This window comes from Desulfovibrio sp. JC010 (assembly GCF_010470675.1).
Classification (GTDB): Bacteria; Desulfobacterota; Desulfovibrionia; order Desulfovibrionales; family Desulfovibrionaceae; genus Maridesulfovibrio.
This window is the reverse complement of the sequence record NZ_VOIQ01000010.1, coordinates 69,634-96,359: the sequence shown is the minus strand read 5'-3', so window position 1 is coordinate 96,359 and position 26,726 is coordinate 69,634. Positions and strand designations below refer to the sequence as shown.

The following is a 26,726-nucleotide window of genomic DNA, read 5'->3' as shown; positions in this document are numbered from 1 at the left end:
GGCATGTCCGGTTACGAACACACATACACTCAGGCAGGACTCACGGTTATTCCCCGGATTCTGGCCCATATGGACCGCAACGCCCTTTCCCGGACGCAGGGCGTCTTCAAGCGGGATTTCTGGGCGTGGAAAGTTGCGCCTTTTCCCGATGCCAGCATGCAGTACGCTTTGAGACTGTTTGCTCAGGCGTATATTTTTGATGTGGATGGAAACCGTTTCTTCCAAAGCTCCCGCCTGCTGTCTTATATTGAGCAGGGCTTGTCGGCGTGGGCTGATATGCAGCACCGTGACGGTTCGTTTGATCAGGTTTTTCCCCACGATCATTCCTTTGGCGCAACTGCATATACGGTTTCCGGGGTTCTGGACGTGCTCGACATGGTCGGCGAGTACCTGCCCGGGCAGGCCGTGAAACGTGTTGAAGCGGCTCTTTCACGGGCCGGAGAGTTCCTGCTGAAAAATGAAGAGGGATATGCCAGCATCGCCAATCATATGGCCTTGTTTGCGCTGGCTTTTGACCAGTTGTACCGCCATACCTCGGATGAGCGGTACAGGCAACGGGCGCGTGAATTTGTGCGGGAACTTCTGAAGATATTTTCGCCGGAAGGCTGGTTCGCGGAATACGAGGGTGCTGATCCCGGCTATCAGACGCAGTGTCTTCATTACCTCGCCCGGCTTGCGCATCGGGGCTATTCCGAACTGGAACCGGCCATGCTGGAGGCTGTGACCGGGTTCATGCCCTATTTTGTGCATCCGGACGGTTCACTGGGCGGACATTACGGAGCGCGGCTAACCTGCGTTGTGTATCCGGGAGGAGTGTCCCGGCTGGCAGCCAGCCATCAGGAAGCTTCGGCTATGCTGGACCTGCTGGCAAAGGGGGTTGAGAATGGAACCACCCCTATCCCGGAATGGCTTGATCTGCCTAATGCTGCAAGATTGGCTTCCAATTATCTGGATGCAGCCCGTTATCTCAGGGAACGTCCGGCAATGGATGTTGCGGGCTACACACTTCCGTGCCTGCGTGGTTCGGTCTGGAAGGAATTTTCCAAGGCCGGGTTACTTATAGCCGGAACGCCGTCTTACTACGCGGTTGTTTCAACTGGGGGCGGCGGGAATATCGTCGCCTTTGACAAGGCTACTGGAAAACGGGCCTACGAGGACCGGGGATACTGTGCCCTCATTCAGGAAAAGGAGCACTGCACTCAGGCTCCGGGCTGTTCATCCGGGCGGGTCAAAGAGAACAGCGTAACCATAACGGCACCTTTTTCGCGGCTTGCGATGCAACGCATGACTCCGGTTCGCCACCTGTGCCTGCTCATGGCCGGGCTGACCCTGTTTCGTTTCAAGTGGTTGCGGGAATCGGCCAAGAAGCTGCTTGTTAAGCTGCTTGTACGACCGGGACCGCAGAGCAGTGCCCACATGCTGCGGGAAATTTCGTTTTCAGAAAACAAAATTATTTTCCGGGACAGTTTTACAGGGCCTGCCGGAATGCAGACGGTGCGCCGGGTGGGTGAGGGAACGTCTATTCACATGGCCTCTGCTGATTTTTTCGATTTTTCACAGCTGGCGGCAAAATTTGATTCTGCCGTGCCTGCGCCCGGTTTTTCCGCTGAAACGGTCTGGAATTTTCCGGCGGCTGAAAAAGACCCGCAGGCTGCTGAATGCGGAAAAAAGGTTGTTGTTCTCTGCGATAACTCCACTCCATCGGTTGCGGCGGTGAATCATCTGGCGGAACGTCTTTCCGGTTGCAATCTGCTCATTGTGGAGGAGAGGCCGCTTACTCCTTCGCGAATGGTCCGCACGCTTGCGCGGACGGTTAAGCGGCGCGGTGTGCTGAAGACTCTGGATATAGTGGCTTTGCAACTGGTGTTGCCGCTGTACAATTCCCTTTGCGGACGGCATGAAGCACGAAAGTTTACTCCGGATTTCTCAACGACGGATGTCAACCGGCCGGAGGTTCTTGCCCGGGTCTCAGGGTTTAGCCCGGATTTGATCGTTACCTGTCGGTGCGCGATTTTAACTAGGGAAACTCTTGCGGCGTTAGGTTGCCCGATTATTAATGCCCATCCCGGCATCACACCCAGATTCCGGGGTGTGGGGAACCTGTTTGCTTTGGCGGAAAAGCGTTTTGATTGTTTGGGAGCCACTGTACATCGTGTGGATGCGGGAATTGATACCGGAGAGGTTCTTGTCAGGAAGGTTGTCGATCCTGCGGTCTGCGGCGTTCCGTTTGTCGCACAGGAAATTTTTATTATGAGAATGGCGGCAGAAATGGTGGCAGGCTACATCCTGTGCGATGAACCGGAGGATGTGGACGAAGCACCGGACTGTGAAAGCCGGATCTACCTACGGGCGGGATTAAACGATTGGCTTGCCGCCCGCCGGGGGTACCGGGAGCTTGTGAAGCAGTCTGCTTCAGCAAAAAATATTATGGAGAAGTTATAATGAAGTCGTTGTTAAGGCGCGTATTTCAGCAGAATAAAAAAGTGGATTCAGGCAAGGAAGATGAAGAACGGAAATTGCTGCAGAGTCCGCTGGTAAGCGACAAGCTTCAGGGATTACCCAAGGAGTATATCCAATTCATGACCTGGTCGTGTTTTCAGCCGGTGTCAGGGTTTCTGAATTATGCCAAGACCAGAGCGTTTGCTTCGCTGGACATGACTGGGCCGAGCATAGATATCAGTTGCGGTGATGGATCCACATCGTTCATAGCCCTCGGTGGGGAACTTGCTGTGGATGGTAAAACTCCTGTCCGGTTTCCGCAAACTACATTTACCCATGGGACGGACTACAATCCCAGATCCCTTGAAGTGGCTTCTTCATTTAGGGCTCATGATGCATTGACTTTACATGACAATGACGCTGCCGATTTTCCTTTTGATGATGGGGCCTTTCGTACAGTGTATCATAATGCCCTTTATTTTGTTAAAGATCCGGTGGCATTTTTGCGTAATGTTTACGCGAGCATGCACGAGGACGGGATCGGCCTGTTCCAAGTGTGGACAGATAAATTTTATGCGGCTTATGATGAAATGGGGGAATGTTTCTCTTCTGAAATGATTCATGAATCGTCTCCTTTTTCTATTACTGACACCTTTCATACCCGCTGGGACGTGAAACAATGGGAGGATGTTTTTTTACAGGCGGGATTTAAGGTTCAGCAAATAGAGTCTGCTTTTCCGCATGCAGATATATTTAAACAGAATGTCATCGAACGTACTTTGTGCCTCCGAAACGACTACTGGCGGTTATTGAATGAAGTTTCTCCCAGAACACAGAGAGAAATCCGCACGGAGTGGATCGAAAAGCAAGCCCGTTTTTATTATTCTTGTGTGACTGAAGAAGCACTGAAGGTCCCGGTTGAGGATGCCGTTTATTTAAGCATCTATGTGACTAAGTAAAAAAGCAAGCGCGTCTATCATGTTCGTAGGATGAGGGAATAACTATTGATCGAATTACTGCGCATTATTGTCAATAAACTGAGAAAACAACATAACCGTTTCAGTGCCCGTGGCGAGCTGAAGCGGTTGTGTTCTTACACCGGGCCGACCGCATGTGTGTTTGAAAGGGCTGAGGAAAGCCTTGTGACGAATTTTTCTGCACTTAGTGCGGCGGAAAAAGAGACGCTGCTGCGGTTGTGTCCCATGTCGAAATCCCTTCTTCCGGATCTTTACGCAGCTGAGCGGGAAAACTTCCGGTTTTATCTTTCTCCCGTAGTTCCGCACTCCCTGAACCGTCTTGTTTTTTCCAGAGGGATTACCTCGTTCAGGACCAACTGGTGGAAAGGAGTGCTGCATGCGCAGGGGAATACTGTGTGTTCTGATGGCGTGATGACATTGCCTTTTTGGGATGAACGGTCCGCGAAGGATAAAGGCCGGTGGTCTCTGGAATGGTTGAGCAGTTTCATGGGCGAGCCGGTGGCTGTGTATGCGGAAAGCGGGTATGCTGATTTCAATCCTCCTGTGCCTGCCCCGGACCTGCGCTCTGTGGCTGCGTGGTATGCAGAGTGGATCGGGGAAGGCGGGGATTTGCCGCATCTTTTTCTAAATGGGTATTCAGGGGTGATCGATACAGCAATCGCGCAAGATATAGTGTGTCTTCCGGCTCAATCCCAGCATGCCGACATGACCGTGCATCTTGAGAAACTGTATGCTCCTGAACGTTTTGATACGGAGCGTTTTTTTGACTACTTCGACTACAACCTGCGTCCCGTGGCTTCGCGAAGCGGACTGTTGAGCCATTTCGTGAAGACCTACTTTCCCGGCAGGCAGGATCTGCGGATTGTGGATTGCGGCGGAGGGGCCGGGTTCAATCTCATGGAATTGGATTTCGATTCCGGGCGCATCGGGCGGACACTGAACGTTGATGTCTCATTCAACAACATCCTTCCTTTTCTTCGCTGCCGCAACGCATTTTTCAAGGCCGGCGACACCCGGCACCGCATGCGTATAGAAGCTGCGCAGGATCATGCCTTTGCTGAAGAATGTGATGCCGTGCTTTTTTTGACCTCGTTGTTGTATGTTCCCAGAGAACTTCTTGAGGCGACTCTGGACCGGGCGTGGGAAAGTCTGAGTCCCGGAGGAATGCTGGTGGTCCTTGAACATGCCAAGTCTCCATCATTCACGCGGGACAGCCATTGCATGTTCACGGTAGACGAGCTGGACGGAGTTCTCGGGCGGTACGGTAGAATTGACCGCTGGCATTGTCAGGCGACTCTGCCTCTGACTGCGGAGCAGGCACATGGAAAAACCGTGTACAGGGTTGTGGTTAAAGGGTAATCGGATCCGATTTTGTTGTGGGAATGATCGTCATAGGATCACGGAAAGCGATTCCAGCCACAGCCGGGCAACTTCAGTCAGTCCCTGATCTGAGAAATGAACACCGTCATGACGCAAGTCTCCGGTCAGGGGATCTGTCTCCGGACCGGGAAATATGGCCTTGGCGGGGTCCGTGATTTGTCGTTGGGCCGCTTGGATCGGGGGGCTGAGCAGCTCCCGGGAGCGGGTGGTCACTGAAACGAAGAACGGAAGCTGTCCGGCTTCGGCGCGGAGGTCGCTGATCAGCGTTCTGAGACGGAGGCTGTATTCGTCCGGCGGGGTCTCGCGGTCTGCCTCGCCCTGATGCCAGAGCACGGCGTTTACCGGAAGATTGTTTTTGGCGAGAAACTGCATTTGGAAAATCGCCGCTGCCAGCAGGCCACTCCCTTTTTCCCAGAACCGGATACTGGTGCCTCCGGGAGCCACGGGAGCGATGACTACGTGTTCATAGTCGGTTTTTTCGAGCAGCAGATCGCCCAGACGGGTCCAGACGCTGCCGCCAGTGTTGGCCCCGCCCAGCAGGGGATCTCTGGCCGGGTATATTTTTGCATTAAAGGCGTTGTAGACTCCGGGGCCGCAGGTTCGGCGGGTTTCCCCGAAATTAGCAGCGTTGGATTGGCCGAGGCAGAGCAGGACGAGTGTTTTTTCTCCGCTAAGGTCGCGCGGCTTAATGCGGGGCCTTCCGTTGGGGTTAACGTTGAAACCCAGCCGTTCGGCCCTTCTCAAAAAGGGTGATTTGAAGATTCTATCCAGCATGGTAATGAATATGGTTTTTCCTGTCGTAATTGCTAAGCCGACCATTAACATGTAATGTTTTCAGGGTAGTGCGGATTAGAACACTTTTGTTCTAAATAGTCTATTGCCGGATCAGTTTAGCGTATTTCAAGTTTGAAAAAATCTTCAGAGCCTTTAAACATTTTCAATGTTGGCATGCTCTGACGATATAACCCCTTTGATTTCAGGAGCAGACCTGATGACGGAAATCTTGCCCCGTTTCCCTTTTATCGTTCTGGGCGGCGCACGCTGCGGCACAACTCTGCTTAAAAACCTGCTTCGTTCTCATCCTGACCTGATCAGTTACAGTGAACTTTTCTGTCCGGGCCGTATCTACTGGGATTATCCTGACATGGAGCGTCTCAATGCTCCGGATACCATCGCCTGGCGGGATGCCCATCCTGTCCCGTTCATTCAGTCCGTATTCGGCTCGGATTATGACCCGAATGTCCGGGCCGTGGGTTTCAAGCTTCTCTATAACCAGCTTTTCAGTCCCGACCTTAAACCTTTGGCTCGTTACCTTTTTGCTTTGGACGGTTTGCGCGTGGTTCATATACGAAGAACCAACCTGTTCAAAATGTATGTCTCCCGGCTCATTGCCGCCAAACGCAAGGAGCGTGGAGCCACTCTTAATGCAGCCAGTGCCGCGGATGTGGAAACCGATATCCGTGTCCGGGCAGACGTTGATGAGTGTGCGGTTTTTTTTCGCTCCACGCGTGATCTTGAAAAACGGGCCCGTGAATTTTTCGCCATGAAACCGATCATTGAAGTCTCATACGAAAACATCACCCAAAATATGCAGCAGGAAATGGCGAAAGTGCTTGAATTCCTGAATGTGCGGGAAGCGGAGCTGACAACCACATCCCACAAGGTCCGCAGCCGGCCTGTTGCCGAGGTTGTGGAAAATTACGCTGAAATCCGCGAATCTTTTTCCGGCAGCGAGTACGCGGAGTTTTTTACTGATTAGTGAACCGTCACTGGCCCAGCCATTTTTCCCGCACTTTGGCCAGAGCGGCTAGCACGGCGCGTACCTGATCCGGGTCGTGCTTGTAGAGCATTTTTATCTGGTTGCCGAGCACGTTTCCTAAGCGGGCCGGAGTCATGGGCTGTCCGCCGCCGGACCTGAGGTGTCCGATCTCAATAAAACCGTTGTAGATAATCTGTCTGCCGCTCAGGCGGACACGCAGATGATGATCCACATCCACGCGTTGACAGGGGGATAGGCCCGGATCGAACATGCCGATCTCACCGAAGAGGACGTCGCTGCGATAGATGTGCAGGCAGCCGATGACGTGGTCCACCATGTCGATGTAATCCATCTGGCCGTAATCCAGTTCATCCTTGCCGCCGCTCAGGACCAGATCCTCGCGGTCCATCCAGATAATATTGCGTACGCCGCCGTGGATGGTTCTGTACTGTTCCGGGCCGTAGGCCTTGCCGCCCACCACTCCTGCTTCCGGGAATAGCTGCATGGTTTTGACCATATCGGTCAGCCAGCCCGGTTCCATGGCAAAGAGATCATCGTCAGCAATGCATATGTATTCAGCGGCGGAATGATCGTGATCCGCCAACAGCCAGTTATGGCCGATGGGACGGCCTATGTTTACGGGAAAGCGTTGCAGGTGCGTTTCTATGTGCTCCGGGAATTCAGCCAACACTGTTTCGCAACGGGCATAGGTCGCATCCGAGGAGCCGTTGTCCGCCACGTAGATGGCGTAGTTGCTGTAATCAGTTTTGGCCAGTTCGCGCAGGGCCGGACCGACTTCTTTCTCCCGGTCGCAGGCCAGCAGAAGCACATGCACGCGGGGTTCTTTTTCAAGAGGAGCTTCCATGGCGGAGAGGAGCTCTGCAGACTTGCGTTTGAGGCGGACCTCTTCGTTTTCCGGCATTTGTTCAAGATATGTTTTGGCCTCGGCGTAGCGGCCTGTCTTCAGGAGCGCGGCACTGACCATGCTTGTGAAGACGGGCTGGCGGGCATCTTTGAAATGTTCCAGCAGCACCGGGAGGTTGCCCTTGGCCTTGAGCATGAGGCCGAGGTCCAGCTCTTTGTTCCCAAGCCGGATGGTGTTTCGTGCCGGCAGTTCCAGCCCGGAGCGCAGTCCTTTGACGCGGTCGTTTTCCGCCATGGCCTGCCGGGCCTGCACAGTGGGCCATGCCTGTGCGGTGGCTTTGAGGTATGCGCTGTCCAGCTGCATGAGTGCTTCACGTTCTGCCCATTGATTTTCCGATGCGGCCCAGTCGCGCCGGATCACAACATCGGGACGGTAGGCCATGCGGTTTTCGGCTCCTGCGTTGCTCAAGGCGCAGGCCAGCCCAAGCCCGGCTCCTTCGCTCAGCAGCGGATTGAATCCGCCCAGTTGCACAAATGCTTCCCGGAGCACGGCCAGATTGACCGGCACTTCCAAAGCCGAAGCGCAGTCTGCCGGGCCGAGGTCCAGATGGTCAGCCAGTTCATTGAATTTACAAGCTCCCCTGGCCGGAATTCTGCCGCGCAAGGCATAGATGTCCAGTTCAGTGAAAGCGGCGGCCAGCCGTTCCAGATAATCGGGCGGTACGCTGCATCCAGTATCGAGAAAGGTCAGGATGGTGCTTCGGGCCATGCTGGCGGCAGCATTGAATTGTTCGGCCATGGTGAAGGCGGGGGGACAGAGCAGCATGCATGTTTTGGATGCCGGGGTGATGTCAGTGTTCGAAGCAGCCATGATGATCTCGAAGTCCTGCACGGTCTGGGCTGTGATATCCCTGAGCAGCAGGGCGGGATCGTGTCCCGGTGCGAGAGTGACGATGATACTGAACAGCGGAGTGCCGGGCTCCCGGTTGTCTCCTGCTGTCAGTGACTGGAAGTCGCGGTTGGCCGTGTATGCGTTCAAGGCTTCGGCGGCCTCGGAAAATGCGCCTTTGCGGTGCAGAGTGACGGCATGACTGAGCTGGTCTGGGCTGTTTCGGGTCATCCTGTGCTCCTTGGTAGAAGATTTGTCAGCAGAGAACGGTATCGGCTGTTGACCTTGGTCCAGGAAAATTCTCGTATCATAAGTTCGCGGCCTGCGTGGCCCATGGCCCGTGCGCGGTCCGGCGCGGAAAGAAGCGTACTCAATGCGTGTGCCAGCTCTTTGGAATTGTCCGGTTCCACGAGCAGGCCGGTCTCCCGGTCCCTGATCGCATCCGGGCATCCTCCGGCTCTTGTCGTCAGCACTGGCAGCCCGCTGGCCGCAGCCTCAAGCAGAACATTGGGGAGACCTTCGTCCCGTGACGGCAACACAAAGATGTCAGCCTTTTGATATTGCCTGCGCAGGGCTTCACCACGCAGATAGGAATGGAACGTGACCCGGTCCGCCAGCCCAAGCTGCTTTGCCTGCGCTTCCAGAGCAGCCCGTTCGTCGCCATTCCCCACAATATCGAGCCGCACATCCCTGCTTATGTTGGAATATGACAATGCTTCCAACAGAATATCCACTCCTTTTTGCCGGGTCAGGCGTCCTACTAAAAGGAGTTGCGGCGGGCCATCCGCGCGCTGCGGGGCCGGATGGTGGGAGTCTGTGTCCACACCGTTGGGAATAATGTTGACGGGCAGGCCGGGCTCGGTGCGTTGTGTCAGGTCGGCCAGCCAGCGGCAATTGGTCGTTACGAAGGCGGCCCGTTTCCAGAGAAAGCGTATAAGGGGCGTGGTCAGCCTGTGGTAGCCGGCCAGATCGTCCGGAAGAAAGCCCGGCACGTCACCGCCTCGCAGGGAGAGGGCATAAGGCACTCCGGTCAGACGGTTTAACAACCAGGCCACGGGCGCACCCGGGATGGAGAAAAAAGCCAGTGCCGCATCCGGTTTCCAGGTGCGGAAAAGTTTCAGCGCCGAGTATGCGCCGCCCGCCATGAAGGTGCTCATCTCCAGCGGGGTGCAGCGGTCTGCTCGCTTTCGGCGTGACGGCACCCGGATGATCTCATATCCGTCCCGCCATTCCCGCGCGGGGAGGTCTCCGTGGGCCATGGTCAGCACCTTGACCTCGTCGCCCATGGTTGTCAGGTCTGCGGCCAGATGACGGGTCGCGTTGCCAGCACCGCCGCCCAGCGGGGGAAATTCGTAATTGACCAGCAGTACTTTCATGGTTGTTCTGTCCTGATCTGTTGTATAAATTCAGTGACCTTTTGTGCCGCTTTGTCCCATGAAAAATGGGTTTCGGCATACTGTCTGGCCGTTGTACCCATGGCTGCCAGCCTGTCCGGTCCGCTGAGCAGTTCGTCCAGAAGATTAGCCAGCCCATCGGGTTCATCGGGGGACCATGTGACCAGCCAGCCGTGTTCTTCCAGCTCGGTCAGACCACGAACCCGTGTGGCCGCCACAGCCAGCCCGGCAGCAGCGCAGTCGCGAACCTTGAGGGGCGAATATCCGATATGGGCGAGAGAGACGCTTTTGGGTACCACAGCCAGATCAAACAGGTTGAGCCAGTCGTTCATCTTTTCGTACGGCACATCCCCGGCAAAACGGATGCGTTCACCCTGTCCGGTCTGCTTGGCCATGGCCTTCAGTTCCGTAAGATAGGGGCCGTCCCCTGCAATGATCAGCTTGGCATCGGGATGATTTCCGGCAATGGCGGCAAATGCCCTGATGAGGTCATCCACGCCCTGCCAGCGGGATATGTTGCCCGTAAAGCCGATGATCGGTCCTCCTCCTTTGCCGAGCAGGCTGCGTTGTAATGATTGTTTTCTTCCCATGGGGTGAAAGCGGTCCAGATTGGTACCGTTGTCCACCACTACGGTTTTGTGCCGGACATCTTCGGGCAACCGTTCTGCAATGCCGTCCACCACGGCCACCACTCCGTGGGCTGAGCGTCCGTCCGCAATCTGCAGGAGCCGTGCAATCCGTTCCATCCAGCCTTGACCGTGCTGGACGCGGACTTCGTCTTCCACCCAGCCGTTATGCTCAGTAATAACAACGGGGGATAATCCCTTGAGTCTATTGATAAGTCGAAAACATATGGCCGGGAACATGCGCCAGCGCACATATACGGCATCGGTTTCAGGTGTGACCGTGCGCGCGTACCAGAGGATCTGGATCAGGGAGAGCAGGAATACGTGCCACAGGCTTTCACGATATTGAAACGGCAGGGTTGTCAGTGAAAGCCCCGGTGTCAGGGGAAGGTCTCCGGTCCGGCATGCGGGTACCAGCATGGTTACCCGGTGTCCTTGTCGGGCAAGAGAACGGGCCACTTCGTAAAAATGGATTTTGCAGGCGTCATTTTTGGCCGGGTCGAACAGGCCCGGCATGAGGATGTTCATGCTGTTTCTTTCTCTTATTTCGCCATGATGGCACATATTTTCGAGCGTGGTTCTGGTGATACATATATGTCAGCACTCGGTTTATAGGCAAGTCATTTTATTGAATGGCGGAGAGGGGCAGCACCACGTTTTTGCCGGAACTGCCGGGACCGCTCAGGATCACAAAGAAGTGGACCTCAAAATAATATCCATGTAAGGTCGTTGGGTAATATATTGTCCACCTTGAATTTTTTATACAGGTCTTGCACATGGAATCCCGAAACAACGCTTCGAATATCAATCCCGGTCCGGAGGGTTCCGGCTCACATGACAAAGAGCCACAGTTGGATCTTTCTATTATCATACCCATGCGCAATGAGGAAAAGAACGTGGCTATCCTGCATCAGGAGATTACGGAAGCCGTGTTCGACATGGGGCTGACATATGAGGTCATCTATATCAATGACGGCAGTACCGACAAGACCGGAGCTAGACTTCAGGAGCTGGAGGAGTCGGACAAGCATGTTCTAGTCATCGAATTCAAGAAAAATTACGGACAGACGGCAGCTCTCAGGGCCGGTTTCAATTTTTGCAAGGGAGAAAAGGTCATCACATTGGATGGTGATCTGCAAAATGATCCTGCAGATATCCCCATGATGCTGGACAAACTGGACGAAGGATATGATCTGGTCAATGGCTGGAGAAAAGATCGGCATGACGATCTTTTTACACGCAAAATTCCGTCCATGGCAGCAAACAAGATTATTAACCGGCTTATCGAAGGTACCGGGGTCAGGATTAATGATTACGGCTGCTCACTCAAGGCATACAGGCATGAAATTGTGAAAGATCTCAACCTGTATGGCGAAATGCACCGCTTCATTCCTGTGTTCGCCGCATGGTTCGGCAGCAGGATCGTGGAAATTCCGGTCAATCATCGTCCCCGGCTGTATGGGACAACAAAGTACAATCTTTCGCGGGTGAGCACTGTCTTGCTTGATCTGCTTGTGGTTCGTTTTTTCTCTGATTTTCTGACTCGGCCGATTCAGTTTTTCGGCAAGATAGCCAGCAAGGTGTTCTTGTTGGGAGTGATTCTGACCATGATTCTGGGTATGCTCAATTCTTTCTCCATTATGGACATCGACTGGGGAATGCTGACCATGATCATGATTCTGACAGGACTGGGGTCCTTCCAGATAGTGGTCATGGGTTTGGTCGGCGAGATGCAGATTCGTTCATATTTCGAGATGAGCCGGCAGGATACATACGTTATCCGAAGAGTCACCCGACGCTGACAGGCATAGTATGTGCGGAATTGCAGGTATCGTCAGTTTTGATTACGTCCCGGACTTGGAGCTTACTGTCCGTCGTATGACCGATTCGCTGGCCCACCGCGGGCCGGATGCTTCCGGTTTGCACGTGCGTGAAACAAGAGGGGCATGGGTCGGTCTCGGTCATCGCCGCCTTTCCATCATTGACCTCAGCGAAAATGCCAACCAGCCTCTCGGAAATGAAACCGGTGACATCCAGCTGGTTTTCAATGGTGAGATCTACAATTACAAATCCGTAAGGGCGGAGCTGGAAAGAGCCGGGCATAGGTTCAGGACCAATACTGATTCAGAAGTTATTGTCCACGGTTATGAACAGTGGGGGGATGCGCTCCTGTCCCATCTCGACGGCATGTTCGCCTTTGCCGTCTGGGATGGTTCGAATCAACGGTTGTTCCTTGCCCGGGACAGGTTCGGTAAAAAGCCTTTGTATTGGTTTCGAACCTCCAGAGGGATTGCTTTTTCTTCCGAGATAAAGGGGCTTCTCAAGCACCCTGAATGTCCGCGTGAGATAGACCGCAACAGCGTCTGTCGATATCTTTTGCATGAATATGTCCCGGCTCCATATACTCTCCTTGAAAATGTTTTTAAAGTGATGCCTGCCCATTATGCGTCGTTTGATCGGTCCGGGTACAGCGAAACCCGGTATTGGGACATCTCTTTCGGCTCCACTATCGAGTATTCAAAGGATCGTGAACCCGAAGTGGCCCGTAGGGTCGGTGAACTGCTGCAGCAGGCAACCGAACGGCGTTTGATATCGGATGTGCCTCTGGGGCTTTTCCTTAGCGGCGGAGTGGACTCGACAGCCATCCTGTCCATGATGAGTGATTTGCCGCATACAGACAGGATACGGACTTTTTCCATCGGATTCGAGGAAAGTTCTTTTGACGAGTCGCGATTTGCCGATATGGCAGCCAACCATTTTGGCAGCGACCATTCGAGTTATATACTCAGCAGCAGCGACCTTGGAGCCGTATTGGACGAGATATGGGATTTTATGGATGATCCCATTGCGGACGGTTCTCTTGTTCCGACCTATATTCTTTCCAGATTCACCAGTGAGAGTGTAACTGTGGCCCTGAGCGGTGAGGGTGGGGATGAATTGTTTGCCGGCTACGATCCTTTTGTAGCTGACATTGCCGCCGACTGGTACAGCAGAATACCGGGATTCATCCGCCATGGGATTCAGTCAGTGGCAAAACGGCTGCCTGTTTCCCGGAAGAATATGAGCTTTGACTTTCGGGTTAAGCATTTTCTCAAGGGTATGGCATACCCGGAAGACGTCAGGCATCAGATATGGCTGGGGTCATTTTCTCCAGCGCAGCAGCAAGCCCTGTTGTCGCAAGAGACCCGTGATATGCTGGGTGATTTTGACACCACAAATGAACTCCGTTGCGTGCTGGCTCAATTGGGTGAACGTGACCGCGTAGACAGAACTACCGGTTTTTATTGTAAATTTTATATGGCGGACTGTCTGCTTCCAAAAGTTGACCGGGCAAGCATGGCCACATCGCTGGAGGTTCGATCCCCGTTTCTTGATAAGGATCTGGCCGAATATGTTAACCGTTTGGATTCACGATACAAGCTCAACGGTTTGAAGCAAAAGTATATCCTCAAAAGAATGCTCCGGGGACGGGTTCCGACCCCCATACTGAACCGCGGAAAAAAAGGGTTCGGCATGCCCGTTGCGAAGTTGTTGCGCGGGGAGTTGCGTCCGCTTCTTCTGGAAAGGCTGTCACCTGAAAATGTCAGGCAAGGCGGACTTTTTGATCCTGATGCGGTTTCCGGACTGGTCAACTCCCACCTGAAGGGCACACAGGATAACCGCAAGCTGTTATGGACACTTATCGTTTTCGAGAGCTGGCGGAAACGGTTGCTTGAAGACAGCTTTCAGGGTCCGACGATCAGGAGAAAGTAAGCCTGTTCAGGATACTGACGATGTGTTCAGCTGTTTTTCCATCGCCATAGACGCGCGTCGGTCCGGGGGTGCGCATCCGGGCACCGCCCCATGCGGCTGCCACGGATTCTGCACTGGCGTCTTCGCCTCCTGCCAATACGCAGGCTCCGCTGTCTACCAGTTCCATCCATTCCGAGGTCGGGCGCAGGACCACACACGGTTTACCGAGGAATGCTGCTTCCTTTTGCAGGCCGCCGCTGTCGGTCAGGACGCCGGTGCATTCTTTCAAGGCTGCCAGAAAATTGTTGCGGCCCAACGGAGATGTCGGCACGACCCCTTTCGGAAGTTCCAGAGAAAATTGTTTTATGCGTTCCTTGAGCCGGGGGTGGACAGGCAGCAATATCGGTATCTCTGCTCCGATTAATCCCAGACCTGCCAGCAGGTCTGCAAGTGTTTCCCTGTTATCTACATTTGCGGCACGGTGCATAGTGCACAGTGCAAACGGGGTGTCAGCCAGTTCCTCGACAACCTGCGGTTTTTCCGCGGGAAGGTTTTCCACATCATAGCGCAGGGCATCAAGCATGATATCGCCTGTGTCACAGATCAGCGGGGTATTTCCGAAATGGATGGACATGCCCTGCTCCGGAAGCGCGTCCCTTGTGAGGGTTACTCCTTTGATGTCTTCTTGCCCGAGGTTCTCGATAGATGACATGCTGGGACAGGCCAGAATTGAGGAAAGACGGTCAGTAACGATTCTGTTTTGTTCTTCGGGCATTGTCAGGTCGCCGGATCGAAGCCCCGCTTCCACGTGGATGAGCGGGATGGAGAAATCCGCTGCCACCAGAGCTGTGGCAATGGTGGAGTTGGTGTCGCCGAAGACGAGAATGGCGTCCGGGGTTGCTGTTTTGAAATGGAGAGCCAGAGCTTCAAGCATTCGCCCGATCATGACCGAATTTGAGCCTCCGGAAATACCCAGATCGGCAACAGGGACTGGCAGGCCGCCTTCCTTGAAGAAAACCTGACTCATCTGGTGGTCGTAATGCTGGCCGGTGTGAATCAGGTCCGCTTTAATGCGTCCGGCAGGGTGTGTGCCATTGTGCTTTTTCAATGCACGAAACAGAGGGGCGGCCTTGATAAACTGGGGCCGTGCGCCGACTATGACTGCCAACTTCATCTTTAACTCCCTGCAATCCTGTTTAAGCCTTGAGATTTTTGCTCATATTGTTTTCCGCAAACTTCGCAGGTCATATCTTCGGGTAATTTTTCGCCGCATTCGCACATCCAGCCGGCCTGCCGGGCCGGGTTCCCCAGCACCAAAGCGTGATCAGCTACATTTTGCGTGACTACAGCCCCGGCTGCCACAAAGGCGTACCTGCCAATGGTGTTGCCGCAGACGATGGTGGAATTGGCTCCCAGAGTCGCTCCTTTCTTGACAAGGGTGGAACGGATCTGGTCCATGCGCGGAACTTCACATCTTGGATTAAAAACGTTGGTAAAGACCATTGAGGGACCGCAAAATACATCGTCTTCCAATGTTACGCCGGTATATACGGAGATGTTGTTTTGAATTTTGCAGCGGTTGCCGATAAATACGTCCGGTCCGATGACCACATTCTGCCCGATGCGGCAGTCGGTGCCAATTCTGGATTTGCCGAGAACCCGTGAGAAATTCCAGATCATCGTGCCTTTGCCGATTTCGGCATCAGGATCGACATTGGAACTTTCATGCACAAAAACGTCAGAAGAATCATCCACATTGGGTGAAACTGCCTGTCCGTCAAGGTCAAGGGAACGTTGTCCGGAATTGAGGATGCTGAGAACCCGTAATCCTTCCAAGCCGTCTGTCCTTGGAGTTTCGCCGGTTTGAATACAGGTCAGGAAATGGCTGCATTCGTCGCGCAGGGGTTCGCTCTCTTCAAGGACAACCAACTCTGCATCAGCTTTTACGGGGATCGGCTGGCCTGTTTCCCAATGTATCTTGTGCGGATAGAGTTTGAGCTTTTCATCCCAGGGCAGGGTGTCGTCGAAGACAGCCATTTTCTTGTCTGCCACAACAACGAATTTCTGTTCTTTAAAGGGATGCAGCCATGACACGAATATGTGTGCCCTGAGGCCGGACGGGAAGGTCATATCCGTCATGGTCGTGTCTGCAATGCTGTTGTGGAGGTAATTGCCGCCGCTGGTGCGGACGGACTCCGGCATTTCCCCGGCAAGTGAAAGAAGCATGGATATGTCGTGCGGTGCAAAGGACCAGAATATGTTCTCTTCACGTCTGATTTTACCCAGATTCAACCGATGGGAATAAATGTAGTTGATGCGTCCCAGCTCCCCGGAATCGACGAGTTCTTTGAGTTTGATGAATGCCGGATGATATTGGAGCAGATGGCCGACCATCAAGGTGAGATTTTTTTCTTCGGCAATATTGATGAGCTCGCGGGCCTCGGATTCAGAGAGGACCAAAGGTTTTTCCACAAAAGCGTGTTTCCCGGCCAGCAGAGCTTCTTTGGCAATGGAGAAGTGGGTTTCCGCGGGGGTGGCTATGGCGACGGCGTCAATGGCTTCGTTGGAAAGGACTTCGCTTAAGGAATTGCACCCTTGCACGTCTTCGTACATGGAGCAAAAGCTGGCGACTGCTTCCGTGTCCTTGTCGCAGATCATGGACAGGCTGCCGAGGTTATTAAAATTGCGGATCAGGTTTTTGCCCCAGTATCCGGAGCCGATTACACATATTTTTGGCGAATGGCCCATTAGAATTCTCCGTGGTTATCTGAATTCATAAAATGTTCTGTATATGTCGTTGTACTGTTCAGGGTGAGTGATTTCGGTCCATTTCTGAATTATGCGGTATTCTTATTCGGTCCTAATTCAGGGATGATGTATTTAGGCAACACCAGATCTGCGCCGCAAAAACATTGTTCAAACGGGCATTTGACCGGGCTGCCCAGATGGTCGAGAATATTCGGGTCAGTGTAAATATTAAGCTGTGACAGCCCGCTCCCCCTGAAGCAGACGGCCCTGTCCACCAGACCGTTCTGGTCGATTGCGATACTGTCCACTCCGGCATTGCATAACAACCCTTTGAAGTTGTTCTGCTGCGATGCGATGAGGGTGTTTCTGTCGAACAATTCCCTGTGCAGAACAAGTTCAGGTGTTGTTGTTTTGATCCTGTCCACAAAAAGATTTTGTACTGTTTTGGCGGAGCCTTGTCCTATGCCGAGCCAGAGGGAGTCTTCTTGTGTGAAAACCGGTGGGGAAGGTCTGTTGCCGCTGAAAATGACTACCTTTGGAGGGCGTGCCCGAAAATTTTCCAGTTCAAAACCACAGATGTGCTCGTGAGTCTTTCTGACGATTTTCATATAGCGAGGATGCGCCAGAACATAGGCGACAACCACGAATCCGGCATCGGAAAGAATGGTGGCAGCCTGCTCAAAGCCGGACATGTCCACCTGTTCCAGATGGATCGATGCGTCAAAGTCTATCTGTGATGTATAATTTTTGAATTTTTCGGCAAAGTCGGAGAAAAATTGAGGCGACTGACTCAGGTTGGTCATTATATGAATGAAAACCCGGTCTCCAAGGGTCTCGAGGATGTACTGCACCAGTTCGACAAAGTCGGGGTGTATGGTCGGCTCGCCGCCTGTTAATGTGAATTTGACCTTTGTCCGGTCAAGGGCGGCTATGGCGTTGACACTTTTTTTCAAATCTTCCATGCGCGGCACATTGTACTTTGTGACGCTTGCTTCGGAGCAGTATGAACAAGAGAAGTTGCACGCATTTGATACGACCCAGTTAACCACGAACGGTGTCTCTGCATCATACCTGTTGATGTCTCCGGCTCGGACTGGGGTTCCGGGTGGCAGGGAGTGGAGTGAGCTAATTGCCATAAAATTATTTTCCTTGATAAACGTATGGACTAGCATACGCGGCTGTAGTGTCAAATATTATAATCCCTGAATTTAATGCGAAAAACGTACCATTTAATGCGTTGTGTTGAAATCAGTTACATAAACGTGTACTTTCGATCTGCTGTCGCTTAATCTACTCTTTTCCCTGCGCAAAGTCCCGTACGAAGGTAGATTTTCCTGTGTATCATCAATTGTTAAAGGTGGATAATCCGGATGAGCCATTTCACGAACTCCCCTCTTTCCCAGCTGAAGGTTGCCTGGATAGGTGGACGTTTTTTTCTTGATGCCTTCCGCAATCATGTTGGCGAACTTGCCCATATATTCGTTGGCAAACAGCCCAGGAATTGGGATTGGATAGTTGAAAGGTGCGGGTTTGTCCCGGATATTCTTATTTATGCAGATCGAAGCCAGCCGCCGATGCTGCTCGGCCTTGAATCCTACCCCTGCCTGACGGTTTTTTTGAGTGTGGATAGCCATATTCATGGCTGGTATCCCATTTACGCTCAGGCTTTTGATCTGTGCACCGTCAGTCTGAAAGACCACATTGATGAATATCGCGGCAAACGTTTGCCGGATGACCGGGTCCTCTGGCTGCCCGCCTTTGCCAAGGATGAAGATCGTCCGCTGGAATTGCAGAAGAAATGGGGTCTGCTTTTTGTCGGCAATGTCAAGGAAGACATTTTTCCTGTCAGGGCCAGGATGCTTAGGGAATTGCAGAAAAAAATTCCCAATATGCACGTCACGCAGGGAGATTACCGGGAACTTTTTTCACAGGCCCGACTGGTGCTTAATATAGCCGAGCGGGGCGACATGAACTATCGGTTGTTCGAAGCGTTAGGATGCGGTGCCTGTCTTGTCACGCCGGAGATAGGGCATGGGCAGAGCGAATTATTTACCGATGGTGAGGACATCTTCACCTACGAACAGAGTGATCTGGACGGGCTTGTAAAACTGGTGGCAGAACTCACCGCGAATGGCGATCGTTGTAAGCAGGTGGCAAAAAGCGGGTTTAACAAGGTGGACAGACTGCACAGGGCCAGCCACAGGGCAGCAGCATTTGCGGAGTGGATTGCAGGCTATAACCGGGAGACCTTAGTCCAAAACAGGCTGGACAACAGCAAAGCCATTTTGGACGGCTCACTCAAGCTCCTTTATCTTCACTTTGCGGAAACTATTGAACATGAAGGTTTGCGCAGTGCCTATCTTCAGGCCTTGAAAGGTTCCTGACAGTAGACTGTGCGCATGCCTGACTCTTTTTGTTATAAATACAATTTATAAAACTATAGTTGTTAACAAAAGGTCTCTATTAGCTTATGTTCAAGCTTGAGGTGGAAATTTTGTTGGTCCATTCAGGGGAATGGTCGGGCAAAATTTAAGTATATCCAAGTGGCTATGAACATGAGGACAGGGGCCTGATGTATTCTTCCGAGATCAAGTTTTATTCTTCGATAAATAATCTGTTTGTCATATTCGGGCTTGCCGTCCTTGTTCTGCTCGCTGCCGGGACTTCTGCTGTTGCAGCTGAAGATAGCTGGTGGCCCATACAGGTAAAGAGCTATTACGGCAGTTATGATGCGCAAAGTAAAGTCCCCGGTCAGGCCAGCACAAATCTGAAAGGTCCCAAACTGGAAGAATGGAACGGACCGCAAAAAGTGAACCGCCCATACACCATTGGCGTATCATTTCCCCATATTAAAGATTCTTACTGGATTGCAGTTAATTACGGCATTATTGAGGAGGCCCGGAGGCTGGGCATAGGTATCAAGCTGCTTGAGGCCGGGGGGTATGATCATCTGGAAAAGCAGATTGAGCAGCTTCAGGAACTCAGCCGGGCTGATGTGGACGGGATTGTTCTCGGTTCCATCAGCTACAGCGGCGTGGATTCAATTGTTGCTGAACTTTCGGCCAAGGGAATCCCGGTGGTGGAAGTTATCAACGATGTCCATGCTCCGCAGATTACGGCCAAGGCTTTGGTCTCCTTCTACGATATGGGCTATTATGCAGGCGAATTCCTTGCCGAGCAGGCCGAGAAGTCCGGGCGTGACAATCTTAAAATCGCATTTTTCCCCGGCCCCAAGGCTTCCGGCTGGGCCCCTGAAACCCTGCACGGGTTCGAGGATGCCATGCAGTATTTTCCGGGCAGTGTCGAGATTGTTTCCGTGAAGTGGGGTGATACCGGGCGGGTTCAGCAGAGCAGGCTTGTGCATGAGGCCCTGGCTGAACATACGGATGTAGACTACCTGGTGGGAAATGCCGTGGCTGCAGATGTAGCTCCGGGGATACTTGAGCTGACGGGCAGGAGTGCCGAAACCGGAGTTGTCTCCACTTACATAATTCCCGACCTTTACGATAAAATAGTTAAAGGGCAGGTCATGGGTTCTCCTTCTGATCTCACTGTTTTTCAGGGTCGAATGGCCGTTGACATGATGGTGCGTATCCTGAATGGGGAAAAGCCGGGCCGTGATTTTCCTTTCCGCTCCGGTCCTTTTATTCCCACTGTGACCACTGAAAATATTGACAGTTACCCATATGACGGGTTGTTCGGACCCCGTGATTACAAGCCTGTATTTGAATTGGGGCCGGAGAAATAAATGTTTCAGGCTTTACGCAGCATGCGCATACGCAACAAACTTTTTATAGCGTATTCATTGGCTTTTCTGCTGGCCTTCGGGGTTGGCGGGGGGCTGATCTACATGCAGGCCAAGAAAATTCTGCAGCAGACTATTGAAGATGACCTGCAGGTAGCGACAAAAGCCATTCTCAATATGGTCCGCAGCACTGCGGACGCCTCAATCAAGAATTACATGCGGGCAGTGGCGGAAAAAAATTATGAAATAGTCCGTCAGCTGCACCGTCAGGTACGCAGGGGAGTCATAACTGAAGCAGAAGCCAAGAAACGTGCGACACAGGCTTTCCGCAGTCAGCATATCGGCAGAACCGGAAGAGTCTACTGTCTGAACAGCGAAGGCGTAATGGTGGTTCATCCCAAGCGCAGCCTGCTCGGGGTGGATTTAAGCGGTTTGTCTTTTGTGAAAGAGCAGATCAAGCAGAAGAATGGATATCTTGAGTATGACTGGAAAGAGCCTCTTGAGAAGGAGGTCCGGCCTAAAGCAGTCTCCATGACCTATTTCCAGCCTTGGGACTGGATCATAACCGCCTCTTCCTATCGTGATGAATTTAACCAACTGATCAACCTTGATGATTTGCAGGACAATTTTCTGAGCCTGGGATTCGGTAAAACCGGGTATCCCAGTATACTTGATTATAAAGGAAATTTTTTGATTCATCCCAAGCTGGCAGGGACCAGCTATAAGGAAATCGATGATTCCGGCCAAAGGGAGATTATCGAGAAGATTATTGGCTTGAAAAACGGGCATTTCGAATATGAATGGAAGAATCCCGGCGAAGAATCTTTTAGGGATAAGGTTATTTATTTTAATGACATACCGGAGCTGGGATGGGTTGTGACCTCCTCCGGCTATAAATCCGATTTTTACCAGCCCCTTGATGATATCGGGCTGGTCATCATGATTGTCATGGGGGCCGCCCTGCTGATGGTGATGATTATTTCGGGGTTTATCGGTAATGCCCTGTCCCGGCCAATTCATGAGTTGCAGGAGAAATTTGATCAGGCTGAAGAAGGTGATTTCTCCATACGTATGCGACGTGAAGAAAGGGATGAGCTTGGTCTGCTGGCCGATCATTTCAATAACTTCATGAAGAAACTGAAGGAGTATAACTACTCCTTGCGTGAAGAGATTGTAATCCGCAGAAAAGCGGAGGAGGAGATAAAAAGTTATCAGGCCACCCTTGAGCAGAAGGTTGATGAGCGTACCCGTGAGTTGCTCAAGGCCCGTGATGAACAAAAGGAGAATGCACAGCGGCTTTCTGAAACGGTCATTGAGCTTGGACAGGCCAAGCGCGAAGCTGATGAAGCCAACCGTTCCAAAAGCGAATTTCTGGCCAATATGAGTCATGAGATCAGGACGCCCATGAACGGCGTTCTGGGCATGACCGACCTTGCCCTGCGTTCGGAACTGACTCCCAAGCAGCGGGATTATCTGCATAAAATTAAGCAGTCGGCAAGGTCCCTGTTGACTATCATCAATGATATTCTGGATTTTTCCAAGATTGAAGCCGGTAAGCTGGACCTCGAAACAACCGAATTCGAACTGGCCGATGTTATGGAAAATCTTTCGGACCTCTTTGCCAATAATGCTTCGGATAAAGGGATAGAGCTGGTGGTTTCCGTGGCACCAAAGGTTCCGCCCCGTTTGGTCGGGGACCCGCTCCGGTTGGGGCAGGTTCTGATCAATCTGACCAACAACGCCATAAAATTTACTGATGCCGGGGAAGTTGTTGTCCGAGCCAATCCGGGACCGGTCAATAAAGATAGAACCTTATTGACCTTTTCGATCAGTGATTCCGGCATGGGTATTGATGAAGAAATGCTGCCCAAGCTTTTTGAGCCTTTTACGCAGGCGGACGGTTCCACCACCCGTAAGTTCGGCGGCACCGGACTGGGGCTGGCCATTACCAGACAGCTGGTAGAAGCAATGGGCGGAAAAGTCTGGGCCGAGAGTTCTTCAGACAAGGGCACAACTTTTTATTTTTCCATTGAGTTCGGCATAAGTGCCACTCCTTCATCCCGTCTGGTGCAGACCCCTCCGGATCTGCGCGGACTTAAGGTTCTGATTGTGGATGACAATGACTCGGCCCGTGAAATCATGCGCGAAACCCTTGAATCGTTAAGTTTTAATGTTACTGCTGCGAATTCAGGGGAAGAAGCTTTGAGCATATTGTCCGCCAATGGTGGTGATCCGTACAAGCTGCTTATTCTGGACTGGAAGATGCCCGGCATGGACGGTATCGATTTGACCGTCAATATCCGCAAGAACCCCTTTGTGCGCAAGATTCCTATCATCATGATGACCGCTTTCGGCCGGGAGGAAATTATGATCCGGGCGGAAAAAGCAGGTGTGAACGCTTTTCTGATCAAGCCGGTAAAGCAGTCCATGCTTTTTGATATGATCATGAATGTTTTTGACCGCAAGCGTGATGACGTTCCGGCTTTGCCCGTGGTTTCCTGTGATACCGAAGAGTTCAGCAGGAAATTGGCCGGGGCATCCGTTCTGCTGGTGGAGGACAATGCCATTAACCGTAATGTGGCCCGGGAAATTCTGGAATGTGTCGGCATTAATGTAAAAACTGTAGTCAACGGCCTTGAGGCTGTGGTGGAGGCCAAGGAACATCCTTACGATGCCGTACTTATGGATGTGCAGATGCCGGTTATGGACGGGCTGGAATCCACTGCTGAAATGCGTAAGCTTGAGAAGCTTTGTAACCTGCCCATTATTGCCATGACCGCCCATGCCATGAAAGGTGACCGGGAGAAATGCATTGCTGCGGGCATGGACGACTATGTTTCCAAGCCCATTGATACGGATCAGCTTTTCGAGACGCTGAGCCGCTGGATCGCTCCACGGGAAAGTGAATCAGGAACGGAAACAGTAACGGCGAATTTGGATTCCGGAGAAAAGGATGTTCTTCCCGATTCCCTGCCGGGCATAGATATTCAATCCGCTTTACAGCGGATGCTGGGCCGCACAAAGCTGCTGCGGACCATGTTGGGTGATTTCGAAGCCGACTATTCCGATTCGGCAGAACGATTGCGCTGGTTGCTTGAGTCCGGCAAGGAAAGACAGGCAGCGGTACTGGCTCATACAATAAAAGGCGTGAGCGGGAATTTTTCCGCCTATTCACTGCACAGGGTCTGCGGGGAATTGGAGCGGGCCATAACGGACAATAATTTATACGCCGTACGTCCTTTGCTGGATTCGTATGAAACCGAATTGCAGATAGTCCTCGGTTCCATCGCCAACCTGCCGGAAGAGACTGCATTGCCTGATCCGGAAGATTTTGCGAAAGCAGGTGGTGAGAATATCGAAGATTTATTTACGGAACTTAGGACGCTGCTGGGCCGGAATGATTTTGAAGCTGAAAGTGTGTTTGAAAAAATATCCCCGCAGCTATATGATGATAAGTATCAACCCGGACTGGAAAGGCTTAAAAAGGCCATCGGCGGTTTTGATTTCAAGGGTGCCGTGGTTGAGTTGGATGATCTGGAAATGCAGTTCAAGGGTATTCGGGAATAACATCAATGAGCATTGAACATTTAAAATATAAGATTCTCATCGTGGATGATGCCCCGGCAAACATCAAATTACTGGGGGCGGCACTTAGCGGGGAATACCGGGTTGCTGTTGCTTTGGACGGTCCCGGGACACTTGATATTGCCGCGTCTGAAGATCCCCCGGATCTGATCCTGCTTGATATTGTCATGCCCGGAATGGACGGTTATGAAGTCTGTCGTGCGTTGCAGGAGAATAAGGGCACCAGAGATATTCCGGTAATTTTTATAAGTTCCAGAAATCAGGTTGAAGACGAGGCCAAAGGGCTGGAAATCGGTGCTGTGGACTACATCACCAAACCTTTCAGCCTGCCCATTGTCAAAGTGCGGGTCAAAACCCAGCTGGAATTAAAAAAACAGCGTGACATGCTTAAAGAACTTTCCATGATCGACGCCCTGACCGGACTGCCCAACCGCAGACAGCTCGAAAACCGTCTGGATGTTGAATGGCAGCGGGCCCGCAGGCATGGCAGTCCTCTTAGCGCCGCGTTTATCGATATTGATTTTTTCAAGGCATATAATGATACCAAAGGGCATGCCATGGGCGACGAATGTCTGCGTCTGGTGGCCCGGGAACTGGCCGGAAGCCTGAAGCGGTCCACCGATCTTGTTGTGCGTTACGGCGGTGAGGAGTTTGTTGCCCTGCTCCCGGATACCGACCTTGAAGGGGGAACCAGGATTGCCGAGGTGCTGCGTTCAAATATTGAGAAACTGGCAATCTCCCACAACGGTTCCCATGCTCCGGTCGTCACGGTGAGCGTAGGAGTCGCAAGTATGATCCCTGATAATGGCGACGGTTCCGATGTATTGCTGGATCTGGCGGATAAAGCCCTTTATCTGGCCAAGGAAAACGGACGCAACCGCATTGAACAATTTACAATTTCTTCGTAGTTAAAATTTGTGTTTTTTGAGTCTGTTTGCAAAAATGTGTGTATTTGGTTTTTGAAAAAGTAAATTTTCTGTGTTGTTTTTGCTGAATTCGTAAAATCACTTCGTTGTTTTGTTGACCCCGTACTCCTTCTGGACTACTACTCCGCTTAGTCTTTTAAGGAGTATAGTAATATGCAGAATAGAGAAACATGGGGCTCCCGCACCGGATTTATCATGGCTGCGGTGGGTTCTGCGATTGGTTTGGGAAACATCTGGCGTTTTCCGTATATGGTTTATGAAAACGGCGGCGGGGCATTTCTTATCCCTTACTTTGTAGCCATGCTGGCTGCGGGTATGCCGTTTATGATTCTTGAGTTCGGTCTGGGGCAGAAATTCAAAGGTTCCGCACCGAAGGTTTTTTCCTCCATTTCCAAGAAATGGGAATGGCTGGGCTGGTGGCAGGTCATGGTTTCCTTCATTATCACCACCTATTACGTGGTGGTTGTGGCCTGGGCCATCAACTATTTTCTGCTTGCTTTCAATCAGGGCTGGACAGCCGCACCCAAGGATTTCTTTTTCGGGGAATTCCTCGGCCTGACTGATTCACCCATGAATATGGGCGGAGTGCAGACTTCCATTCTTGCCGCCACTGCAGCTGCGTGGCTGATGACTTTTGTGGCTGTGTTCACCGGGGTAAAAAGCGGTATTGAACGGGTCAGCAAAATTTTCATGCCTCTGCTTTTTCTGCTGGTATTCATCTTTATCGGCCGGGGGCTGATGCTTCCCGGTGCTGCTGACGGTCTGCAGTGGCTCTTCAAGCCTGACTTCCATGCCCTCATGGACGGCAAGGTCTGGGCCGATGCTTTCGGACAGATTTTCTACAGCCTGTCCATCGGCTTTGCCATCATGCTTTCCTATGCCAGTTACCTGCCCAAAGATTCCGACATCAACAACAATGCTTGCATGACCGTGTTTATCAACTGCGGTTTCAGCATCATTTCCGGGATCATGATTTTTAGTGTGCTCGGCTACATGGCCCACCAGCAGGGGGTACCGGTCAGCGAAGTTGCCGGTTCCGGTGTCGGACTGGCCTTCATCACCCTGCCCACAGCCATCAACCTGATGCCGGCTCCCGCGTTCTTCGGAACCCTGTTCTTCCTCGCACTCACTGTTGCAGGGCTGTCCTCCATGATCTCTCTTGCGGAGGTTGTTGTTTCCGCGCTTATCGATAAGATCAACATGTCCCGTAAGGTTGCAGCCACTGTGTTCTGCGGTCTTGGCTTTCTGGTCAGCATCGCTTTCACCACCGGCGGCGGACTGCTCCTGCTGGATATCGTGGATCACTTTATCAACAATTTCGGTATCCTCATGGGCGGATTCATTGAGATTATCTTCATCGCATGGTTCTGCAGACTCGATGACCTGCGCAACCACGTGAACCTGACCTCTGAAATTAAGGTCGGTGCGCTCTGGATTAACAGCCTGCGCTTCGTTGTTCCGGCCATGCTCGGTTTCATGCTGGTTTCAAACTTTATCGGCGATCTTTCCAAGAACTACGGCGGTTATTCCACCCCGGCAACCATTGCCTTCGGCTGGTCCACAATCGCAATCTGCCTTGTGTTCGGCCTGATCTGCGCCCGCAGCGGTCAGGGATTCGCCAATATCAGCGGAATAAACAGAAGCTTTTTGAAAAGGAGCTAA

Annotated in this window: 18 protein-coding genes; 11 read left to right on the top strand and 7 right to left on the bottom strand. The window is 52.2% G+C overall.

Annotated features, from left to right (window positions below):
- The first annotated feature begins 3 nt into the window (after positions 1–3).
- The 3 genes from FMR86_RS12590 to FMR86_RS12580 are packed head-to-tail and all read left to right on the top strand — an operon-like array spanning position 4 to position 4,775.
- Positions 4–2,442, top strand: coding sequence for a formyltransferase family protein (locus tag FMR86_RS12590; RefSeq protein WP_163351758.1), 2,439 nt, complete (start codon positions 4–6; stop codon positions 2,440–2,442).
- The gene (locus FMR86_RS12585) at positions 2,442–3,398 is read left to right on the top strand and encodes a methyltransferase domain-containing protein (protein ID WP_163351757.1); all 957 of its coding nucleotides are present in this window, start codon (positions 2,442–2,444) and stop codon (positions 3,396–3,398) included. Before FMR86_RS12590 ends, FMR86_RS12585 begins: the two co-directional genes overlap by 1 nt.
- Positions 3,399–3,443: 45 nt before the next feature.
- Positions 3,444–4,775, top strand: a complete 1,332-nt coding sequence (locus tag FMR86_RS12580; protein WP_163351756.1) for a class I SAM-dependent methyltransferase — start codon at positions 3,444–3,446, stop codon at positions 4,773–4,775.
- Positions 4,776–4,805: 30 nt separating this feature from the next.
- Here the strand turns inward: FMR86_RS12580 and FMR86_RS12575 are convergent, their stop codons facing one another.
- Positions 4,806–5,570, bottom strand: coding sequence for a sialate O-acetylesterase (locus tag FMR86_RS12575; RefSeq protein ID WP_163351755.1), 765 nt, complete (start codon positions 5,568–5,570; stop codon positions 4,806–4,808).
- 217 nt (positions 5,571–5,787) lie between these two features.
- On the opposite strand from FMR86_RS12575, the gene FMR86_RS12570 reads away from it, so the two are divergent.
- A complete protein-coding gene (locus tag FMR86_RS12570) occupies positions 5,788–6,555 on the top strand; it encodes a sulfotransferase (protein WP_163351754.1) in 768 nt (255 codons plus the stop codon).
- A 7-nt stretch (positions 6,556–6,562) separates the two neighbouring features.
- On the opposite strand, the gene FMR86_RS12565 is transcribed toward FMR86_RS12570, so the two are convergent.
- The 3 genes from FMR86_RS12565 to FMR86_RS12555 are packed head-to-tail and all read right to left on the bottom strand — an operon-like array spanning position 6,563 to position 10,856.
- Positions 6,563–8,539 (bottom strand): glycosyltransferase family 2 protein, encoded by a 1,977-nt coding sequence (locus FMR86_RS12565; RefSeq protein ID WP_163351753.1) that lies wholly within the window; start codon positions 8,537–8,539, stop codon positions 6,563–6,565.
- Positions 8,536–9,684 (bottom strand): glycosyltransferase family 4 protein, encoded by a 1,149-nt coding sequence (locus FMR86_RS12560; protein WP_163351752.1) that lies wholly within the window; start codon positions 9,682–9,684, stop codon positions 8,536–8,538. Before FMR86_RS12560 ends, FMR86_RS12565 begins: the two co-directional genes overlap by 4 nt.
- Positions 9,681–10,856, bottom strand: a complete 1,176-nt coding sequence (locus tag FMR86_RS12555; protein WP_163351751.1) for a glycosyltransferase family 4 protein — start codon at positions 10,854–10,856, stop codon at positions 9,681–9,683. Before FMR86_RS12555 ends, FMR86_RS12560 begins: the two co-directional genes overlap by 4 nt.
- A gap of 323 nt (positions 10,857–11,179) precedes the next feature.
- Here FMR86_RS12555 and FMR86_RS12550 point away from each other — a divergent pair, with 323 nt between their 5' ends.
- Both FMR86_RS12550 and asnB read left to right on the top strand, forming a co-directional pair.
- Complete coding sequence (locus FMR86_RS12550; protein WP_163351750.1) at positions 11,180–12,130, top strand: glycosyltransferase family 2 protein; 951 nt, start codon at positions 11,180–11,182, stop codon at positions 12,128–12,130.
- Positions 12,131–12,140: 10 nt separating this feature from the next.
- The gene (asnB, locus tag FMR86_RS12545) at positions 12,141–14,081 is read left to right on the top strand and encodes an asparagine synthase (glutamine-hydrolyzing) (protein ID WP_163351749.1); all 1,941 of its coding nucleotides are present in this window, start codon (positions 12,141–12,143) and stop codon (positions 14,079–14,081) included.
- Here the strand turns inward: asnB and FMR86_RS12540 are convergent.
- From FMR86_RS12540 to FMR86_RS12530, 3 genes are all read right to left on the bottom strand, one after another.
- Positions 14,068–15,234: a UDP-N-acetyl glucosamine 2-epimerase gene (locus FMR86_RS12540; protein WP_163351748.1), complete on the bottom strand. Its 1,167-nt coding sequence runs from the start codon at positions 15,232–15,234 to the stop codon at positions 14,068–14,070. The two genes, asnB and FMR86_RS12540, sit on opposite strands and share 14 nt — an antisense overlap.
- 2 nt (positions 15,235–15,236) lie before the next feature.
- Entirely contained in the window at positions 15,237–16,808 is a 1,572-nt protein-coding gene (locus tag FMR86_RS12535; RefSeq protein WP_163351747.1) for a Gfo/Idh/MocA family oxidoreductase, read from the bottom strand.
- An 89-nt stretch (positions 16,809–16,897) separates the two neighbouring features.
- Positions 16,898–17,944 carry a radical SAM protein gene (locus FMR86_RS12530; RefSeq protein WP_163351746.1) on the bottom strand — a complete coding sequence of 349 codons (1,047 nt, stop codon included), beginning with the start codon at positions 17,942–17,944 and terminating at the stop codon, positions 16,898–16,900.
- 234 nt (positions 17,945–18,178) lie between these two features.
- On the opposite strand from FMR86_RS12530, the gene FMR86_RS12525 reads away from it, so the two are divergent.
- From FMR86_RS12525 to FMR86_RS12505, 5 genes are all read left to right on the top strand, one after another.
- Positions 18,179–19,192: a glycosyltransferase gene (locus FMR86_RS12525; protein ID WP_163351745.1), complete on the top strand. Its 1,014-nt coding sequence runs from the start codon at positions 18,179–18,181 to the stop codon at positions 19,190–19,192.
- A 188-nt stretch (positions 19,193–19,380) separates the two neighbouring features.
- A complete protein-coding gene (gene torT, locus FMR86_RS12520) occupies positions 19,381–20,556 on the top strand; it encodes a TMAO reductase system periplasmic protein TorT (RefSeq protein ID WP_163351744.1) in 1,176 nt (391 codons plus the stop codon).
- Positions 20,557–24,120, top strand: coding sequence for a response regulator (locus FMR86_RS12515; RefSeq protein WP_163351743.1), 3,564 nt, complete (start codon positions 20,557–20,559; stop codon positions 24,118–24,120). It begins immediately after the preceding gene.
- A 5-nt stretch (positions 24,121–24,125) separates the two neighbouring features.
- Positions 24,126–25,046 (top strand): diguanylate cyclase, encoded by a 921-nt coding sequence (locus FMR86_RS12510; protein WP_163351742.1) that lies wholly within the window; start codon positions 24,126–24,128, stop codon positions 25,044–25,046.
- A gap of 171 nt (positions 25,047–25,217) precedes the next feature.
- Positions 25,218–26,726, top strand: coding sequence for a sodium-dependent transporter (locus FMR86_RS12505; RefSeq protein ID WP_163351741.1), 1,509 nt, complete (start codon positions 25,218–25,220; stop codon positions 26,724–26,726).

Bases quoted from the DNA above. Each gene is read 5' to 3' on its own strand.
- asnB (WP_163351749.1), top strand. From the start codon at position 12,141: ATGTGCGGAATTGCAGGTATCGTCAGTTTTGATTACGTCCCGGACTTG.
- FMR86_RS12540 (WP_163351748.1), bottom strand. From the start codon at position 15,234: ATGAAGTTGGCAGTCATAGTCGGCGCACGGCCCCAGTTTATCAAGGCC.
- FMR86_RS12565 (WP_163351753.1), bottom strand. From the start codon at position 8,539: ATGACCCGAAACAGCCCAGACCAGCTCAGTCATGCCGTCACTCTGCAC.
- FMR86_RS12510 (WP_163351742.1), top strand. From the start codon at position 24,126: ATGAGCATTGAACATTTAAAATATAAGATTCTCATCGTGGATGATGCC.
- FMR86_RS12505 (WP_163351741.1), top strand. From the start codon at position 25,218: ATGCAGAATAGAGAAACATGGGGCTCCCGCACCGGATTTATCATGGCT.
- FMR86_RS12515 (WP_163351743.1), top strand. From the start codon at position 20,557: ATGTTTCAGGCTTTACGCAGCATGCGCATACGCAACAAACTTTTTATA.
- FMR86_RS12530 (WP_163351746.1), bottom strand. From the start codon at position 17,944: ATGGCAATTAGCTCACTCCACTCCCTGCCACCCGGAACCCCAGTCCGA.
- FMR86_RS12535 (WP_163351747.1), bottom strand. From the start codon at position 16,808: ATGGGCCATTCGCCAAAAATATGTGTAATCGGCTCCGGATACTGGGGC.
- torT (WP_163351744.1), top strand. From the start codon at position 19,381: ATGTATTCTTCCGAGATCAAGTTTTATTCTTCGATAAATAATCTGTTT.
- FMR86_RS12575 (WP_163351755.1), bottom strand. From the start codon at position 5,570: ATGCTGGATAGAATCTTCAAATCACCCTTTTTGAGAAGGGCCGAACGG.
- FMR86_RS12590 (WP_163351758.1), top strand. From the start codon at position 4: ATGTCCGGTTACGAACACACATACACTCAGGCAGGACTCACGGTTATT.
- FMR86_RS12560 (WP_163351752.1), bottom strand. From the start codon at position 9,684: ATGAAAGTACTGCTGGTCAATTACGAATTTCCCCCGCTGGGCGGCGGT.
- FMR86_RS12585 (WP_163351757.1), top strand. From the start codon at position 2,442: ATGAAGTCGTTGTTAAGGCGCGTATTTCAGCAGAATAAAAAAGTGGAT.
- FMR86_RS12525 (WP_163351745.1), top strand. From the start codon at position 18,179: ATGAGCCATTTCACGAACTCCCCTCTTTCCCAGCTGAAGGTTGCCTGG.
- FMR86_RS12555 (WP_163351751.1), bottom strand. From the start codon at position 10,856: ATGAACATCCTCATGCCGGGCCTGTTCGACCCGGCCAAAAATGACGCC.
- FMR86_RS12570 (WP_163351754.1), top strand. From the start codon at position 5,788: ATGACGGAAATCTTGCCCCGTTTCCCTTTTATCGTTCTGGGCGGCGCA.